Origin of the sequence: Profundibacter amoris (genome assembly GCF_003544895.1) — a bacterium.
Classification (GTDB): domain Bacteria; phylum Pseudomonadota; class Alphaproteobacteria; order Rhodobacterales; family Rhodobacteraceae; genus Profundibacter; species Profundibacter amoris.
Window position 1 is genome coordinate 2,600,110 of the sequence record NZ_CP032125.1, and the last position, 17,671, is coordinate 2,617,780.

The 17,671-nt window shown below is 58.1% G+C and carries 13 protein-coding genes; 9 read left to right on the forward strand and 4 right to left on the reverse strand.

Translation table 11 applies throughout. The features are described 5' to 3' along the window. Positions 1–160 precede the first annotated feature (160 nt). Together BAR1_RS12935 and BAR1_RS12940 are read left to right on the forward strand one after the other, a co-directional pair. On the forward strand, positions 161–2,593 hold the full coding sequence (locus BAR1_RS12935) for a methyl-accepting chemotaxis protein (RefSeq protein ID WP_162891784.1): 2,433 nt from the start codon (positions 161–163) through the stop codon (positions 2,591–2,593). 66 nt (positions 2,594–2,659) lie between these two features. Beyond that, positions 2,660–2,869 (forward strand): SlyX family protein, encoded by a 210-nt coding sequence (locus BAR1_RS12940; RefSeq protein WP_118943400.1) that lies wholly within the window; start codon positions 2,660–2,662, stop codon positions 2,867–2,869. 18 nt (positions 2,870–2,887) lie between these two features. Here BAR1_RS12940 and BAR1_RS12945 read toward each other — a convergent pair whose 3' ends face one another. Genes BAR1_RS12945 through BAR1_RS12960 form a run of 4 tightly spaced genes read right to left on the reverse strand, consistent with a single transcriptional unit; the run spans position 2,888 to position 8,534 of the window. Beyond that, positions 2,888–3,826, reverse strand: coding sequence for a hypothetical protein (locus BAR1_RS12945; protein WP_118943401.1), 939 nt, complete (start codon positions 3,824–3,826; stop codon positions 2,888–2,890). A 3-nt stretch (positions 3,827–3,829) separates the two neighbouring features. Further along, positions 3,830–7,276: a DNA polymerase III subunit alpha gene (gene dnaE, locus BAR1_RS12950; protein WP_118943402.1), complete on the reverse strand. Its 3,447-nt coding sequence runs from the start codon at positions 7,274–7,276 to the stop codon at positions 3,830–3,832. A 45-nt stretch (positions 7,277–7,321) separates the two neighbouring features. Continuing rightward, positions 7,322–8,146, reverse strand: coding sequence for a DUF6544 family protein (locus tag BAR1_RS12955; protein WP_118943403.1), 825 nt, complete (start codon positions 8,144–8,146; stop codon positions 7,322–7,324). Positions 8,147–8,168: 22 nt separating this feature from the next. After that, positions 8,169–8,534 (reverse strand): VOC family protein, encoded by a 366-nt coding sequence (locus tag BAR1_RS12960; protein ID WP_118943404.1) that lies wholly within the window; start codon positions 8,532–8,534, stop codon positions 8,169–8,171. A gap of 195 nt (positions 8,535–8,729) precedes the next feature. Between BAR1_RS12960 and xdhA the strand changes: the two genes are divergently transcribed. Genes xdhA through BAR1_RS12995 form a run of 7 tightly spaced genes read left to right on the forward strand, consistent with a single transcriptional unit; the run spans position 8,730 to position 17,671 of the window. Beyond that, positions 8,730–10,106, forward strand: a complete 1,377-nt coding sequence (gene xdhA / locus BAR1_RS12965; RefSeq protein WP_118943405.1) for a xanthine dehydrogenase small subunit — start codon at positions 8,730–8,732, stop codon at positions 10,104–10,106. After that, on the forward strand, positions 10,103–12,409 hold the full coding sequence (xdhB, locus tag BAR1_RS12970) for a xanthine dehydrogenase molybdopterin binding subunit (protein WP_118943406.1): 2,307 nt from the start codon (positions 10,103–10,105) through the stop codon (positions 12,407–12,409). Before xdhA ends, xdhB begins: the two co-directional genes overlap by 4 nt. Then, positions 12,406–13,365: a xanthine dehydrogenase accessory protein XdhC gene (gene xdhC / locus BAR1_RS12975; RefSeq protein ID WP_118943407.1), complete on the forward strand. Its 960-nt coding sequence runs from the start codon at positions 12,406–12,408 to the stop codon at positions 13,363–13,365. The genes xdhB and xdhC overlap by 4 nt, the downstream gene beginning before the upstream one ends. Further along, positions 13,362–14,882: an ABC transporter ATP-binding protein gene (locus tag BAR1_RS12980; RefSeq protein ID WP_118943408.1), complete on the forward strand. Its 1,521-nt coding sequence runs from the start codon at positions 13,362–13,364 to the stop codon at positions 14,880–14,882. Before xdhC ends, BAR1_RS12980 begins: the two co-directional genes overlap by 4 nt. Next, positions 14,875–15,960: an ABC transporter permease gene (locus BAR1_RS12985; RefSeq protein WP_118943409.1), complete on the forward strand. Its 1,086-nt coding sequence runs from the start codon at positions 14,875–14,877 to the stop codon at positions 15,958–15,960. Before BAR1_RS12980 ends, BAR1_RS12985 begins: the two co-directional genes overlap by 8 nt. After that, the gene (locus BAR1_RS12990) at positions 15,960–16,892 is read left to right on the forward strand and encodes an ABC transporter permease (RefSeq protein ID WP_118943410.1); all 933 of its coding nucleotides are present in this window, start codon (positions 15,960–15,962) and stop codon (positions 16,890–16,892) included. The genes BAR1_RS12985 and BAR1_RS12990 overlap by 1 nt, the downstream gene beginning before the upstream one ends. Positions 16,893–16,900: 8 nt before the next feature. Then, on the forward strand, positions 16,901–17,671 hold the full coding sequence (locus BAR1_RS12995; RefSeq protein ID WP_118943411.1) for an ion transporter: 771 nt from the start codon (positions 16,901–16,903) through the stop codon (positions 17,669–17,671).

Consider the following 17,671-nt stretch of genomic DNA (forward strand, 5'->3'; position numbering starts at 1 on the left):
TCCCTTTGGTTTGTCTTGCCCGATGGCTTTATCCAAAGGGGCGCGCAAGGGCAAGGCGCGCAAAAAATTGATCCAATTCTATGTAACTGCCGGATTGCCAGAGTTTATTAAGGGTTTGGGGTTATTGCGAAGGGAACATGATCACAACCGGGCCAATAATATGATGTCTCTATCGCTTAACAATTTCTCTATCCGCACACTGACAAGGGCCATTGTTGGCCTGATGATCATCGCGACAATCGTTTTCGCGATCATCGGGGTGATCTCGATGCGGTTTGTGGGGGACACGGAAACCTCGTGGCAGGAATATAAACAATCCAACGCTCCGCGTGCTACGGCCCTTACTTCGGTTGTCGGGTCAATGGGATATGGCGGTATGATCCACCAGTTCAAGAATATGGTCATACGGCAGGATCCGGCCCGTGCCGAAAAGGTGAAACGGCACGCAGCGATAGCCCTGGACGGGTTGCAGCGCCTTGATTTGCTACTGGATACTGCAGAATCCCGCATTGCGATTGAACAAATCAATTCCGTTATAAAGGAGTATGTGGCGAATACAGACAGGCTCGCAGGGCTGATAGAACAGGGCCATACCACCGAAGAAATTGATGCCGCGTTGATAATTGATGACAAACCGGCTGTTGAGGGGCTGGAATACCTGTTTACCCATTTAAGCGGCCCGGATCAAACCCCGCAGCTTAGCAAAAGCTATTATCTGGGGGAATTGCGGCGGGCGCTCGGGTTTAACGGTATGATCCACCAGTTCAAGAACTATGTTCTGCGCCATGACGCCCCCCGTGTCGAGCGGGTGAAAACAGCAATCAGTGATGCCAGAACGGCCTTGGCCGCCTATCGCGAGCTAGGCGTAAATCCTGCGGAAGAAGCCGCGATTACCGACATCGGGAATGTAATCTCTAAATACGAGAACGGGCTGAAGGTTGCCCGGAACCTGCTGGGCCAAGGGGCAAGCATTGCCGAACTGGATAGCCGTATCAAGGTCGATGACAGCCCCGCATTGAATGGCATGAACCAGATGGTCAAAGCCATCGCCGAAGAAACTGCACAAGCCAGCCGGATTGTATCGAAAGATCTTGGGTGGGTGAAAAAAGTGAATATTTTCATAAGCGTACTTATCGGTTTTTGCGCAATCACACTTTCTGTGGGCCTGTATTTCGCTTTGACCAATGGGATCGTTGAGCCAGCCGAAAAGATTTCAAATGCTTTGGAAGAACTGTCCAAGGGCAATACCCATGTGAATTTTGAAGATCTGGAAGCAGATACCGAAATCGGGAAAATAGCACGGGTTGCAACAGTTTTTCGGGACAATCTTATCCGCAACCAGCAAATGGCAGATGAGCAGGCGAAGCTGCTGGAGCAACAACAAAACATGGCCGAGGAACAAAGCCGGTTGCTTGAAGAACAGAAAGAAATGGCGGAAAAACAACGGCTGTCAGCCATTACGGCTGAGGAGCATCGTGCCGAAGCCGATAATTTCCAAGCGGAAATGCGCGTGGTTGTCGAAGCGGCGGCCATGGGGGATTTCACCAAAAGAATTGAAACCGAATATAGTGATGCCGATCTGTTAAATATTGCCAGATCCGTCAATACGCTGATCGGCACAATCGATAGCGGGATTGGTGAAGTAAACCGCGTGATCGGGTGTCTGGCCGAAAGCAATCTGGGCGAAAGGATGTCGGGTGATTTTGAAGGGGCATTTGCTCAATTGCAAACCAGTATGAATGAGGCATTGACCATACTCTCGGGTGCCATCGACAATGTCGCGGAAAGTGCCGGTCGCATCACCAGTGAAACTTCGCAAATTTCACAAGCATCGCAGCAATTGTCGAACCGGACGGAAACCCAGGCCATTACACTGGGGCAGACCTCGACGTCCCTGAACCAGTTGACCGCGTCTGTGAAAACAGTCGCCAAAGGGGCGCAAGAAGCCAACGAAGTGGTTTCCGAGGCCAAAAGGCAGGCGGACGAAAGCGGAGATGTGGTGACCGAAGCGATCAATGCGATGGGCGCGATCGAGGATTCGTCTTCAAAAATATCCAAAATCATTGGCGTCATTGATGATATCGCCTTCCAGACCAACCTGTTGGCCCTGAACGCAGGCGTCGAAGCCGCCCGGGCCGGAGAGGCAGGCCGCGGGTTTGCTGTTGTTGCCTCCGAAGTGCGCGGCCTTGCACAGAGATCTTCAGAGGCTGCCCGCGAAATTAGCGATTTGATCTCGAACAGTGCCAACGAGGTAAATCGCGGTGTCGCGCTTGTTAATCAGGCCGGTGATTCACTCAAAACGATTGCCCAATCGGTCGAGAGCATTGCCAGCCATGTTGAAAACGTGTCCACATCGGCCAGTGAACAGGCGGCCGAACTGTCTGAAATCAATACCGCCATCATCCAGTTGGACGAAGTCACACAACAGAATGTCGCCATGTTCGAGGAAACCACCGCCTCGACAGTTAGCCTTAGCCAGGAAGCTGACGGATTGTTCGGCACGGTTTCCTGTTTCAACACCGGGAATTCAAATACTGTTCCCTCCAAGCCTGATTTCACATCTTCCCAGGAGGGCATTACTCTGGCCTCATGATGTTTCTACGGGTTTGTATGATAAAACGGTGCTTGTTCCCGGTCTTTTGCGGTTGTAACAAACGGCATGCAAAATGATCCGATCAAAAATCTGGAAGAAAAAATTGCCCATTTGACACGGGCGGTTGATGACCTGTCGGATATTGTTGCCCGACAGGAAGGTGAAATAGCAACCTTGTCTCGCCGCATGTCAATGTTGATGGAGCGCGAGGCCGGACGCGAGGCCGACAATGGCGGCTCTGTTGTGCTATCCGATCAAAAGCCACCGCACTGGTAGGCGCCCCTGACTTACGGGTTAACGTCTGCGCAATGACGTGCCTGCAATTTGCCCGTTGTGCAGCAATACCTCTTCCCAGGATGCGTTGCTCCCGAACCGCTCGTAAAGCGTCACAAAAGCCATGCCTTTTTCCAAAGCGGCAACATGTTTTTCCGGGCAAGGCTCGCCTTTGGAAACCTTGCAGATCCGCCGCTTGATCCGCTCATAGGCCTTGTCGGCCTCGGTCACCGCAATATCCTTATTGCTGGGATCATAGCGCATCTGTTCGTGCAGCACCGGCGAGCCGATCAACACCAGCGAAGCTGTGAACTGGCGCGCGCAGCCATCTTTGAAACCGGTCAGATAATGGGTGCGTGGCAGGGTGCTGGACGGGTTGCTGTCATACAACCGATAGCCTTTGCCTTTTGCCGGAAACCGGTCCACCTCTTTGCCCATCGCCTGCCCCCGCAGCCCGCAAACCACCCCGATTTCGCCAAAGGGCAGCACCGTTCCCGGGGCGATCGCCGAATCCGGCCGGTCGCTGCGACGCGGGCCAAACAAACCCCGACGGGGCTTGCGCGGCGTATCGGATGCCTCGATATCAGGGTCGGCTACCACGGCATCCCCGGATGAAGAAGCGTCTTTCGGAACAGACAATTCCTCAGGCTCGGCCCCTGCCGCCACTTCTTGCTCAACCTCTGGCACGGATTCTTTGGTGCCATCCGGCTTGTTGCGTGCAAACAATCCTAACAGCCCACGACGCGGTTTTTGTGGTGCGGACTGTTCTACCGTTTCGGTCAGGCTTACATCACTTTCAGAGGCTTCCTTAACGTCCTGGGATGCTGGCGCCGGATCTGCAGGTGTTCCACTATCTGCATTGTCTGTGACCACACTCGCATCTTCGATCGCAGCTGTTTGCGGCCCGCCCAGACAGCCCGCCAGCACCAACAACGCAACCGAAAAACCGATAACCCGCATATCCTAACATTCCTCTACCGTGATGACTCCGCCAAGGCTTTTGATAGCGCCTTTGATCTGCGGGTTCACCGGATAGTCCTTTGCCAGGGAAAGCTCAACCTCTCCTGGCAGGGATGCGTCAATCAGGCAGAATACCACCGGACCGCCGCTGCGCGATGTGCCGTCTTTGGCTGCCCGCTCCAACACCGAGGATACGGATTTTACTGCCTCGGCGCGGTCGATAAACACGCGCAATCCCATTGATCCGGCTTCCGCAGCCACACCATCCACCGCCTGCACCCCGCGTGCCAGCAGTTTCAACTGATCGGATTCCATCGTCGCCTCGACGCTTAGAACCACGTTGCTGCCCGCGTTCAGCAAATCACCTGCGGCCTCCAGGGTGTCGGAAAACACCGTGACCTCGTATAATCCCGTCGGATCGGACAAGGACACAAAGGCATAACGGTTGCCCCGCGCCGATTTGCGTTCCTGTTTGCTGGCCACCGCGCCGCACATCTTGACCACGCAAGCGCCGCGTTCGGCTTTGCGTTCGACCTCGGTCAGGGTCATCACGTTTTTGCGTTTCAACGGCACCATGTAGTCGTCAAGCGGATGGCCGGACAGGTAAAAACCGACGGCCTTGTGTTCCTCGGCCAGCCGTTCATTGGGCAACCAGTCCTCGACAGTGGCAAGGCGCGGTTCGGGCAGATCATCCCCCGCTTCGCCAAATAGGGACACCTGATTTGAATTGCGCTGCTCATGGATCGCGGCGGAATAGGACACCAGCGCTTCTAGGCTGGCAAACACCCGCGCGCGGTTGCGGTCCAGCACGTCAAAGGCACCGGCACGGACCAGCATTTCCAGCGGGCGTTTGCCCACGCGTTTCATGTCAACGCGGCGGGCGAAATCGAACAGCGACACAAACGGAGTTTCACCGCGTGCCTCGACGATCAGGCGCATCGCCTCGACCCCGACGTTTTTCAACCCGCCAAGGCCATAGACCACCTTACCATCGGCCACGCTGAATGTAGCATCCGAAGTATTCACGCAGGGCAGCACAATTTCCAGCCCCAGCCCTTTGGTAATTTCCTCTTTGTAGATGCCCAGTTTGTCGGTCAGGTGGATGTCGCAATTCATCACGCCGGCCATGAATTCGACCGGGTAATTCGCCTTTAGCCAGCCGGTTTGATATGACACCACCGCATAAGCCGCCGCGTGGGATTTGTTGAAACCGTAGTTGGCGAATTTTTCCAACAGGTCAAACACCTCGCTGGCCTTCTTCTTGTCCACCCCGTTTTCCATCGCGCCTTTTTCGAATTTGGGGCGCTCCTTGGCCATCTCCTCGGCGATCTTTTTACCCATCGCGCGACGCAGCAAATCCGCACCACCAAGGCTGTAGCCGGCCATCACCTGAGCGATCTGCATCACCTGTTCCTGATAAACGATAATGCCCTGCGTTTCCTCCAGCAAATGATCGATCAGCGGATGAACGGATTCGCGTTCTTTCAACCCGTTCTTGACCTCGCAATAGGTCGGGATGTTTTCCATCGGGCCAGGACGATACAGCGCCACCAGCGCCACGATGTCCTCGATACAGGTGGGTTTCATGCGCTTTAGCGCGTCCATCATGCCGCTGGATTCCACCTGAAACACGGCGACCGTTTTGGCGCTGGCATAGAGCTTATAGGTCTTTTCATCATCCAGCGGGATCTGCCCGATGTCGATGTCCACACCGCGCAGTTTCAGCAGATCCAGCGCGTTCTGGATGACGGTCAGGGTTTTCAGGCCCAGAAAGTCGAATTTCACCAGACCGGCCTGTTCCACCCATTTCATGTTGAACTGGGTCGCGGGCATGTCGGAACGCGGGTCCTGATACAGCGGCACCAACTCGTCAATCGGCCGATCGCCGATCACCACGCCGGCCGCGTGGGTCGAGGCATTGCGAAGCAACCCCTCGACCTGCTGGCCGTAATTCAGCAGGCGTTCGATCACTTCTTCGGACTTGGCCTCTTCGCGCAGGCGGGGCTCTTCGGCCAGCGCCTTTTCGATCGACATCGGCTTGACGCCCTCGACCGGAATCAGTTTGGACAGGCGATCCACCTGCCCATAAGGCATCTGCAAAACGCGACCGATATCGCGCACGGCGGCCTTGGATAGCAGTGCGCCGAAAGTGATGATCTGCCCCACACGGTCACGGCCGTATTTTTCCTGCACATAGCGGATCACTTCTTCGCGGCGATCCATGCAAAAGTCGATGTCGAAGTCGGGCATCGACACACGTTCGGGATTCAGGAACCGTTCGAACAGCAGGTTATAGCGCAGCGGATCAAGGTCGGTGATGGTCAGCGCGTAGGCCACAAGGCTACCCGCCCCCGAGCCACGACCCGGCCCGACCGGAATATTGTGGTCCTTGGCCCATTTGATGAAATCAGCAACGATCAGGAAATATCCGGGGAATCCCATGCCTTCGATGATATCCAGCTCGAATTCCAGCCGTTTTTCGTATTCTTCCACCGACGCTGCATGCGGAATGACCTTTAGTCGCCCTTTCAACCCCTCGGCGGCCTGACGGCGCAATTCGGCGACCTCGTCATCGGCGAATTTCGGCAGGATCGGCGCGCGGCGATAGGTGGCAAAGGCACAGCGTTTGGCGATTTCGACAGTGTTGGCAACGGCTTCGGGCAGGTCGGCGAAAAGGGTGATCATTTCCTCTTGCGACTTGAAATAATGCTGTGGCGTCAGGCGGCGGCGTGGTTCCTGCTGATCCACATAGGCCCCATCGGCGATGCACAGCAGGGCGTCGTGGGCTTCAAACATATCGGGTTTGGGGAAATACACATCGTTGGTGGCAACCAGCGGCAGGTCCATCGCATAGGCCATTTCGACAAAGCCGCGCTCGGTGGCGCGCTCGGCTTCGGTGCATTGACCACCCTCGCCGGGGTGGCGCTGCAGTTCGACATAGAGCCGGTCGGGATAGATGCCGGCCAGCCGCTGCATCAGGGCCTGTGCTTTTGGCTCTTGCGCTGATTGCAGCAGTTTGCCGACGGGGCCTTCGGGGCCGCCGGACAGACAAATCAGGCCCTCCGAATATTGCGCCAGTTCCTCCACCGTGACCTGCGGCAGGACACCGTGTTTGTCCAGATAGAGGCAGGAGTTCAGCTTCATCAGGTTTTCATAACCGCGCTCGTTCTGGGACAGCAGCACGATGGCAGCGGGGTTGCGGGGCTTTTCGCCGGGTTGGGCGGGGTCATAGGCCACGTCGATCTGACAGCCGACAATCGGCTGCACGCCCGCGTCTTTGGCGGTGACGGAAAATTCCAGCGCGGCAAACATGTTGTTGGTGTCGGTCAGCGCCACGGCGGGCATCCTGGCCGTTTCACACATCGCGGGCAGCTTTTTGACATGCACGGCGCCTTCCAGCAGGGAATACTGGCTGTGCAAACGCAAATGGATGAATCGGGGGTCAGACATTGGGCGAACCTAGACCAGCATTAACAGAAAATCCAAGCGCATTCCCTAATAATTCGGAACATAATCTAAAATATCCCCGCGCCAATATGCTTCATACACCCCATCATAAAGATATCCCACTTCGCCCTTTCGGGGAATACGACGATTACCCAGTTGGCCATAACGACTGAATAGCCCACGCCAATCACGCAAAACCACAGTGCCATCGCTTTCCCGAACCGGGCGGTATTTGGCCTGCATTTCAACTATGTCGCCCGCGGAATCAAAGAGCAAATTGACGGAAACCCGGCCATCCGGGTGTTCCAAACTTACCTCAACTTTACCCGGATTTAGTACGGTCCATTGTAGTGCCAAATTTCCCAGAATGGCATCTGGTGCCCATGGCAATTCAGCAAGATAGCGCATCAGTTCGCTTCGGTTAAGTTCCTGACCCGTTTCATTCGCCAAAGGAATAGAACCAAGAAATCTGGCTTGCAACTGCCCTTCCCCATTCGAATAGGCATCAAGAATGCGTATCTTTGTAAAGGGGCCAACGAATTGCTGTGCCTCCCATGCAAACCCCGCTTGAGCAATTGATATGCTTTGCCGCGCTTTGAGCGGTTGCCACTCCCCCCCTCGTCGCATTCTTATCTCGGCGTGTTGCACCAGATAAACAGAACGTGCCAGCATATCCTGCCTGACACCGGCCCGCTGGGCAAACGCGCTGACAATGTCTGGTAGGCCAGTCGCGACACCGACAGCAGAAGGCGCAGAGTTGATCGTGGATATCAACGCTTTTGACACATGCCGAAAACGGCTCGAATATGTGACATGCAACCCTGCAAGGATGATTATCAACCCGAATGCCGTGATGCAGATGATTTGCCCCATACCGGTTTCCTTTAGCTATAGGCTATTCTTTAGGCTCTAAAAGTTCAATCCGGTTGCCGAACGGATCATTCACATAGCCACGGATGAACCCGGGCAGGTTGTCATGATGGGTGACGGCCACGCCCCTAGCCTCCAGATGCGCCAACAGGACTGTCACACCCTGCACCTGAAATGCCGGATGGGCCTTGCGGGCGGGGAGGAAATCCTGCTCGACCCCCAAATGCACCCGCACATCGCCGCTTTCAAACCAGACGCCACCACGCGCGGCCAGAATCGGTGGTTTAGGGGCTTCGGATAGCCCCAGCAGGCCGCCATAGAACGCCCGCGCAGCATCTTCACTGCCTTTGGGCATTGCAAGTTGAACGTGATGAATCGCAGAAATAAACATGGCAATTCCTATTATTTTCAAGAAGTTGCAGCATATGTATACTATTACAATGCATAATTGGTAACAAAAATATTGCTTTGCAGCGGCGCATCGGGTCTGTTTGACTCTGGTCAAACGGTCGCACCCATCTGCTTTACGTCGCATCGGGCGGGGGTGCACAGGGCCTGACGGGAAAGAACGCGGCACGGAAATTTTATGACTGATATCGTGTTTCTTCTGAACGGAGAAGCCCAACGCCTGACCAATGTGCCGCCAACGCACACATTGCTGGACTGGCTGCGCGAAACCAGACATCTGACAGGAACCAAAGAGGGCTGCAACGAGGGCGATTGCGGCGCTTGCACCGTGATGGTGACGGATGGCGATGGCGCGAAATCGCTGAACGCCTGTATCCTGCTGGTCGGGCAGTTGCACGGCAAGGCGGTGCGCACCATCGAGGGGATCAGCGCGCCGGACGGTACAAAGCATCCGGTGCAGGAGGCGATGGTAAAGCAACACGGCTCGCAATGCGGGTTCTGCACGCCGGGGATCGTGGTGTCGCTGGCGGTCGGGCATATGAACGGCGCGAAAAACCATGACGAGGTGCTGGCGGGCAACCTGTGCCGCTGCACGGGCTATGCGCCGATCATCCGCGCGGCCGAGGCTGTCGAGGGCATGGATGTGCCCGACTGGATGGCCGAGGATCTGGCCACGCTGGACGGGGTGGCGGGGTCAACCCCGCCCTACGCGCCGGTCACGGTTGATGCACTGGCAGACTGGTATCTGGCCAACCCCGAGGCCACGCTGGTGGGCGGGGCGACCGATGTGGGGCTATGGCTAACCAAACGCTTGATGGACCTGCCCAAAGTCGCCTTTCTGGGCGGCATTGACGAGATGAAGCAGATCGAGGTCGGTAAGGATATGATCCGCATCGGCGCGGGTGCGACAATCGCCGCGCTGGAACAGGTGATGGCAAAGTATCATCCGTCATTCGCAGCGATGTTGCGGCGCTATGCCTCGACACAAATCCGCAATGCCGCGACGATCGGCGGCAATATCGCCAATGGCTCGCCCATCGGCGATGGCCCGCCCGCGTTGATCGCGCTGGGGGCCACGTTGCATCTGCGCTGCGGAGACAAGCGGCGCGAGATGCCGCTTGAGGAGTTCTTTATCGCCTACGGCAAGCAGGACCGCAAAGCGGGCGAATTTGTCGAGGCGATCAGCGTGCCGCGTCAGGTGGACCGGCTGAAATGCTATAAGCTGTCCAAGCGCTTTGATCAGGATATTTCCGCCGTTTGCGGCTGTTTCAATATCGCGGTTGAAGGGGGCAAGGTCACGGCGGCCCGTATCGCCTTTGGCGGCATGGCGGGTACACCGCTGAGGGCCACGCATGTGGAACAGGCACTGATCGGGCAGGACTGGGCCAAAGAAACCGTTACCGCCGCACGGGATGCTTTTGCGCAGGATTACACCCCGCTAAGCGACATGCGCGCCAGTGCGCAATACCGGCTGGAAACGGCGCGAAACATGCTGCTGCGTTGTTATTTCGAGGATCAGGGCACGCCCGTCAATGTGCTGGAGGTGCAACCATGAGCGTTGGAAAATCCCTGCCCCATGATTCCGCCCCGCTGCATGTGACGGGGGCGGCCCGTTATATCGACGATATTCCCGTCACTGCCGATTGCCTGCATCTGGCCTTCGGCCTGTCCAATGTGGCCCATGGCGACATCACCGCGATGGAACTGGACGCGGTGCGCACAGCCGACGGTGTGGTTGCGGTGCTGACAGCGGATGATCTGCCACCCGATTGCGATGTCTCCCCCGCCGCCCATGACGAACCCTTGCTGGCGGACGGCATGGTGCATTATGTCGGCCAGCCGGTGTTTATCGTGGTGGCGACCAGCCATCTGGCGGCGCGCAAGGCCGCACGGCTGGGCAGGATCGAATATGCCGAAAAACCGGCCATCCTGACCATCGAGGATGCGCTGTTTGCCGACAGCCGGTTCGAGGACGGCCCCGTGGTCTGGAGCAGGGGCGATGCGGGCGGGGCGCTGAAAGGGGCGAAACACACCCTTCAGGGCAATATCACCATGGGCGGCCAAGAGCATTTCTATCTGGAAGGTCAGGCTGCATTGGTGATCCCGCTGGAAGGCGGCGATATGCTGGTGCATTCCAGCACCCAGCACCCGACCGAAATCCAGCACAAGGTATCGCACGCTCTGGGCCTGCCAATGAATGCGGTGCGGGTCGAGACCCGCCGCATGGGCGGCGGGTTCGGCGGCAAGGAAAGTCAGGGCAACGCGCTGGCGGTGGCCTGTGCCGTGGTGGCGCGGCAATTCGCACGGCCCTGCAAGATGCGTTATGACCGCGACGACGATATGGTCATCACCGGCAAGCGCCATGATTTCCGTGTGGATTATCAGGTGGGGTTTGACAACGAGGGCCGGATCAGCGGTATCGAATTCACCCAATATGCCCGCTGTGGCTGGTCACAGGATTTAAGCCTGCCGGTGGCGGACCGTGCCATGTTGCATGCCGACAACGCCTATCATCTGCCCGATATCCGCATCACCAGTCACCGGTTGCGCACCAACACGCAATCGGCCACGGCCTATCGCGGGTTTGGCGGTCCGCAGGGGATTTTCGGGATCGAGCGGGTGATGGACCATATTGCCGCGAAGTTGGGGCTTGATCCGCTAATGGTGCGCCAGAAGAACTTTTATGCCTCCGGCGGGGATATTTCGGAAAAGAAGAAAGGGGCGCAGGAAACGCCTTATGGTCAGCCGGTCGAGGATTTCATTCTGGATGGGCTAGTGGACAAACTGGCGGAAAGTTCCGGTTATCATGCGCGACGGGAAGCGATTGCAAAGTGGAACGCGGCAAATCCGGTGCTGAAGAAGGGCATTGCCATCACACCGGTGAAATTCGGGATCAGCTTTACCCTGACCCATCTGAACCAGGCCGGCGCGCTGGTGCATGTCTATCAGGACGGATCGATCCATCTGAACCACGGCGGCACCGAAATGGGGCAAGGGTTGTTCCAGAAGGTGGCGCAGGTGGCGGCGCAGGTGTTCGGGGTCGGGCTTGAAGCGGTCAAGATCACCGCCACGGACACCGCGAAGGTGCCCAATACCTCGGCCACGGCGGCCTCCAGCGGCAGCGATTTGAACGGCATGGCGGTGAAGGCGGCCTGCGAGGAATTGCGCGGGCGGATTGCCGCGTTTCTGGCCGATCAACAGGGCAAGAAGGTTTCGGATGTGGAATTTGCCGATGGCATGGTGAATGTCGGACGGCGGCAGTTCACTTTTGCCCGCGCGGCACAACTGGCATACGAGGGGCGGATCAGCCTGTCGGCCACCGGATTTTACAAGACGCCGAAAATCCGCTGGGACCGCGTGAAGGGACGCGGGCGGCCGTTTTTGTATTTCGCCTATGGTGCGGCGGTAACAGAAGTGGTGATCGACACGCTGACCGGTGAAAACCGGATACTGCGCACCGATATTCTGCATGACGCAGGCGCGTCGTTGAACCCCGATCTGGACATCGGACAGGTGGAAGGGGCCTATGTGCAGGGCGCCGGATGGCTGACGATGGAGGAACTGGTCTGGGACGACAAGGGCCATCTGAAGACCCACGCACCTTCGACCTATAAAATCCCCGCCTGTTCGGACCGGCCGGATGTGTTCAACGTGGCGCTGTGGGACGGGAAGAACCGCGAGGATACGATCTATCGCTCCAAAGCGGTAGGCGAGCCGCCGTTTGTGCTGGGGATTTCGGCGTTTTTAGCACTGTCGGATGCGGTGGCCGCCTGTGGTGATACCTATCCGGCGCTTGATGCCCCCGCCACGCCGGAACGTATACTGATGGCGGTAAACCGGATGAAAGGATCGGCATGAGTTTTCGCAGGGAGGAACTGGCAGAGGCGGTAAGGGCGCATGGCACGGTGGTGCGGGTGATTGTGACCGGCACCAAAGGCTCGGCACCACGCGGGGCGGGCACGGCGATGCTGGTCTGGGACGGCGGGCAATCGGGCACCATCGGCGGTGGCGCTCTGGAGTTCGAGGCCACCAAACGGGCGCGGGGGATGCTGGCGGATGGTGGCACCTCGATGCAGTTGACCGAGCCGCTGGGACCGGCGCTGGGGCAATGCTGTGGCGGCACGGTGGCGCTGGTGTTCGAGCGGTTCACAGCGGATAACCTGCCGGATCAGGGTGCACATGTTTTCGTGCGCCCGATTGGCGGAGAGAAGGGCGGTATGCCCCCTGCCCTGCAACGCAAGATCGACGCGGCAGGCAACACGCAGATCCCGCCGACGCTGGTCAATGGCTGGCTGGCGGAATCCCTGTGGCAGGCGGCAACACCGGTTTGGATATTCGGTGCGGGCCATGTTGGCCGCGCGCTGGCCAATGTGCTGGCGCCGCTGCCGGAATTCGCCATCACCCTGATCGACACCGAAGCCGCGCGGATGCCGGCGGAACTGCCCCCTGGCGTCACCCCTTTGATGGCCAGGGACATGGCCGCGCTGGTGAAACACGCCCCCAAAGACGCGCATCATTTCATCATGACGATGAGCCACGGTATTGATCTGGAAATCTGTCATGCCCTGCTGAACCACAGCTTTGCCTATGCCGGTCTGATCGGGTCGAAAACCAAATGGGTGCGATTCCATTCACGGCTGGAAAAACTGGGCCATACAGCCGATGAAATCACCCGCATCACCTGCCCGATTGGCGACCCTGCATTGGGCAAGGAACCACAGGCTATTGCAGTCAGCATAGCACACAAGTTATTGCAGGACCGTGCGCAAAGAGAATCCCGAACGGACATCGCGCGCACAACGGGGGAAGAATGACCGACAGATTGCTGACGATTGACGGGCTGACCAAGGCCTATCCGGGTGTGGTCGCCAATGATAACGTGTCCTTTGGCATTGACGCCGGCGAGGTGCACGCGTTGCTGGGGGAAAACGGCGCGGGCAAATCCACGCTGGTAAAAATGATCTACGGGCTGGTGCGCCCCGATGCGGGCGCAATGACTCTGATGGGCGACAGTTTTTCCCCGCCCGAACCCCGCGCCGCCCGTGCCGCCGGTGTGGCGATGGTGTTCCAGCATTTTTCCCTGTTCGAAGCGCTGTCTGTGGCCGAAAATATATCGCTGGGCATGGAAAACCCGCCCAAACACGGCGAATTGTCGGCGCGGATCACCAAGGTCAGCCATGATTACGGATTGCCGCTGGACCCGGATCGTCTGGTCGGGGAACTGTCGGCGGGCGAACGTCAGCGGGTCGAGATTATCCGCTGTTTGCTGCAAGACCCCAAGCTGCTGATCATGGACGAGCCGACCAGCGTTCTGACCCCGCAAGAGGTGGACGTGCTGTTCCAGACCCTGCGCAAACTGTCGTCCGAAGGCACGGCGATCCTGTATATTTCCCACAAGCTGGATGAAATCCGCGACATCTGCGACAGCGCCACGATTTTGCGGCACGGGGTGGTGGTCGATACCTGCAACCCGCGCGAAAAATCGGCGCGGGAGCTGGCGGAAATGATGGTGGGCAGTGCGCTGCACCAACCGCTGCGGGACGCGGGTGAATTTGGCGAAGTGGTGCTGGAGGTGAAAGACCTGTACGTTCCGGCCACCACGCAATTCGGCACATCTTTGAAATCGGTCGGCATGCAGGTGCGGGCTGGTGAAATTCTGGGCATCGGCGGGGTTGCGGGCAACGGGCAGGATGAACTGCTGGCCGCGCTGTCCGGCGAAACGCCCAGCGCCGAGCAGACTGTAAGATTTGACGGGCAACCAATCGGCCATCTTGGACCCAACGCACGGCGCGCGCTGGGTATTCTGGCCGCACCCGAGGAACGGCTGGGCCACGCCGCCGCCCCCGATATGAGCCTGACCGAGAACGCGCTGCTGACCGCCGCGATCCGCGAAAATCTGGTGAACAACGGCTTTGTGAACTGGGCCAAGACCCGCACATTCGCCAAAAAGGTGATCGCCGAATTTGACGTGCGCACCCCGGGGGCACGCACCGCCGCGCGGGCCTTGTCCGGCGGCAACCTGCAGAAATTCGTGATCGGCCGCGAGGTGTTGCAAAACCCGCGCGTGCTGGTTGTGAACCAGCCGACATGGGGGGTGGATGCCTCGGCCGCCGCCGCCATCCGGCAGGCCTTGATGGACCTTGCGGGCAAGGGCGCGGCGGTTGTGGTGATCAGCCAGGATCTGGATGAATTGATGGAAGTGTCCGATAATTTCTGCGCCCTGAACGAAGGCCACTTGACCCGACCGCGCCCCACCAAGGGGCTGACGGTCGAGGAAATCGGCCTGATGCTGGGCGGAATGGAAGAAGAACAGGAGGTGGCGCATGCTTAGGCTGGAAAAACGCCCTATGCCGTCAAAGGCATGGACAATCGCAACGCCTGTTCTGGCGGTGATTGCAACGATGGTGGCGGGTGGCATCCTGTTTGCCATTCTTGGCAAGGATCCGGTCGAAGCGATCAGGATCATCTTTTGGGATCCGCTGTTTTCCGATCAATTTGCGTCCTATTCCCGTCCGCAACTGCTGGTCAAGGCAGGGCCGCTGATCCTGATTGCGATCGGGCTTAGTTTCGGCTTTCGCGCCGGCATCTGGAACATCGGCGCCGAGGGGCAGTATATCATCGGCGCCATCACCGGTGCTGCTGTGGGGCTGGCGTTCTACCCTGCGGGCGGGTGGTATATCTTTCCGCTGATGGTGATTGCCGGGGCCTTTGGTGGCTGGCTGTGGGCGATGATTCCCGCCATTTTACGCACCAAATTCAACACCAATGAAATTCTGGTGTCGCTGCTGCTGGTCTATGTGGCCGAACATATCATGTCGGCAATGTCCTTCGGCCTGTTGCGCAATCCCGAAGGGCATGGCTTTCCGGGGTCACGCAATTTCAGGGATTACGATATTGCCGCAAACCCAGAACTGATCACCGGCACCGGTATGCACTGGGGCGTTGTTGCTGCCTTTGTCGCGGTGATTTTCGCCTATGTGATGATGACGCGGCACATCATGGGCTACCAGATCACCCTTGCCGGCCAATCGCCGCGCGCCGCCCGTTTTGGCGGGGTCAACCCCAACCGGCTGGTGGTGCTATGCTTTGGCATTTCCGGTGTATTGGCAGGCCTTGCCGGTATGTTCGAGGTCACCGGCCCCGCCGGCCAGATCAGCACCGATTTCAATCAGGGCTACGGATTTACCGCCATTATCGTGGCCTTCCTTGGCCGGTTGCATCCGGTCGGTATTCTGCTGGCCGGCCTGTTGATGGCGCTGACCTATATCGGCGGCGATCTGGCGCAATTGATGTTGAGCCTGCCCAAACCGGCCATTCAGGCGTTTCAGGGGATGTTGCTGTTTTTCCTGCTGGCATTCGACATGCTAACGAATTTCCGCATCCGCCTTAGCAGAACGGAGACCGCGTAATGGACCTGTCAACAATCAACCCCGTGCTGCTGGTTGCCTCGCTTATGGTGGCGGCAACGCCGATCATGCTGGCCGCCATCGGCGAACTGGTGGTGGAAAAGGCGGGTGTGCTGAATTTGGGCGTCGAGGGCATGATGATCATCGGTGCGATCTGCGGCTTTGCCATTGCGGTGGAAACCGGCAGCCCGCTGCTGGGTTTTGTCGCGGCCGCTGTGGCGGGGGCGATCCTGTCGCTGCTGTTTGCGTTTCTGACGCAAATCCTGCTGGCCAATCAGGTGGCCTCGGGTCTTGCATTAACCTTGTTCGGCCTTGGCCTGTCGGCGCTGATCGGCCAAAGCTATGCGGGGATCAAACCGCCCCCGACCCCGAAAATCGACATCCCCTTGCTGTCGGATATTCCGGTGCTGGGGCCAATCCTGTTTGGCCATGACCTGATGGTCTATTTCGCTATCCTTTTGATTGCCATCGTGTGGGCGGTGCTGAAATACACGCGCCTTGGCCTGATCCTGCGGGCGGTGGGTGAAAACCACGATGCCGCCCACGCGCTGGGCTACAAGGTGGTGCGCATCCGCATCCTTGCCATCATGTTCGGCGGGGCCTGCGCGGGGCTTGGCGGCGCCTATCTGTCGCTGATCCGCGTGCCCCAATGGACCGAGGGCATGACAGCCGGTGCCGGCTGGATCGCGCTGGCCATTGTGGTGTTTGCCAGCTGGAAACCGTGGCGCGTGATGCTGGGGGCCTATCTGTTTGGCGGTGTCACCGTGTTGCAATTCAACCTGCAAGCGGCGGGCGTCAACATTCCGGTGCAATACCTGTCGATGTCACCTTACCTGATCACTATCCTTGTGCTGGTCATCATGTCCTCCAGCAAAGCCCGAAGCGCCATGAATGCCCCCGCCGCCCTTGGCCGCATTTTTCACGCAACCCATTAAGGAACGCCATGACCCGTCGCGATGTGATCGAGATACTGGACGGCCACCACGGTCAGGTGGGGCGCACCGTTGCCTTCATCCTGCACGCGCTGATCCTGCTGTCGGCGCTGGCAATTTCGCTGGAAACTGTGGATAGTTTTCCGCCGGTAATCCATAATGCGCTGTTCTATTTCGAAATCTTCATCCTGACGGTGTTCGTCACCGAATATGTCCTGCGCGTCATCTGTTCGGCACAGCCCTTGCGTTATATCTTCAGCTTCTGGGGCATCATCGACCTGCTGGCCTGCCTGCCCGCCTTGCTGCTGATACAAGAGGAGTGGCAGGCCATCCGCACCCTGCGCCTGATCCGGCTGGTGCGGCTGTTCAAACTGTTCCGCACCTCGCTGGCGTTTGACCGGCTGACCCGCGCCTTTTCCGATGTCAAAGGCGAGTTGGTGATTTTCGCCATTATCGCCGGTCTGGTGCTCTATGTCAGCGCGGTTGGCATCTATCTGTTCGAACACGAGACCCAGCCAGACGCATTTTCCTCGATCCCGATAAGCCTGTGGTGGGCCGTCGCATCATTAACCACGGTTGGCTATGGCGATCTGGTGCCAATCACCACCGGCGGGCGGATATTCACAACATTTGTGCTGTTTATCGGCCTTGGCGTGGTCGCGGTGCCTGCCGCGATTGTCACCGCTGCACTTTTAGAGACACAAACCGCGCCAAAACGGGTAAAGAAGAAAAAGAAGAAGAAACACACCGATTCTGCTCAGGATACACAACAGGGAGACTAA

Bases quoted from the DNA above. Each gene is read 5' to 3' on its own strand.
- xdhB (WP_118943406.1), top strand. From the start codon at position 10,103: ATGAGCGTTGGAAAATCCCTGCCCCATGATTCCGCCCCGCTGCATGTG.
- dnaE (WP_118943402.1), bottom strand. From the start codon at position 7,276: ATGTCTGACCCCCGATTCATCCATTTGCGTTTGCACAGCCAGTATTCC.
- BAR1_RS12945 (WP_118943401.1), bottom strand. From the start codon at position 3,826: ATGCGGGTTATCGGTTTTTCGGTTGCGTTGTTGGTGCTGGCGGGCTGT.
- BAR1_RS12955 (WP_118943403.1), bottom strand. From the start codon at position 8,146: ATGGGGCAAATCATCTGCATCACGGCATTCGGGTTGATAATCATCCTT.
- BAR1_RS12935 (WP_162891784.1), top strand. From the start codon at position 161: ATGATGTCTCTATCGCTTAACAATTTCTCTATCCGCACACTGACAAGG.
- BAR1_RS12980 (WP_118943408.1), top strand. From the start codon at position 13,362: ATGACCGACAGATTGCTGACGATTGACGGGCTGACCAAGGCCTATCCG.
- BAR1_RS12985 (WP_118943409.1), top strand. From the start codon at position 14,875: ATGCTTAGGCTGGAAAAACGCCCTATGCCGTCAAAGGCATGGACAATC.
- xdhC (WP_118943407.1), top strand. From the start codon at position 12,406: ATGAGTTTTCGCAGGGAGGAACTGGCAGAGGCGGTAAGGGCGCATGGC.
- BAR1_RS12990 (WP_118943410.1), top strand. From the start codon at position 15,960: ATGGACCTGTCAACAATCAACCCCGTGCTGCTGGTTGCCTCGCTTATG.
- BAR1_RS12940 (WP_118943400.1), top strand. From the start codon at position 2,660: ATGCAAAATGATCCGATCAAAAATCTGGAAGAAAAAATTGCCCATTTG.
- xdhA (WP_118943405.1), top strand. From the start codon at position 8,730: ATGACTGATATCGTGTTTCTTCTGAACGGAGAAGCCCAACGCCTGACC.
- BAR1_RS12995 (WP_118943411.1), top strand. From the start codon at position 16,901: ATGACCCGTCGCGATGTGATCGAGATACTGGACGGCCACCACGGTCAG.
- BAR1_RS12960 (WP_118943404.1), bottom strand. From the start codon at position 8,534: ATGTTTATTTCTGCGATTCATCACGTTCAACTTGCAATGCCCAAAGGC.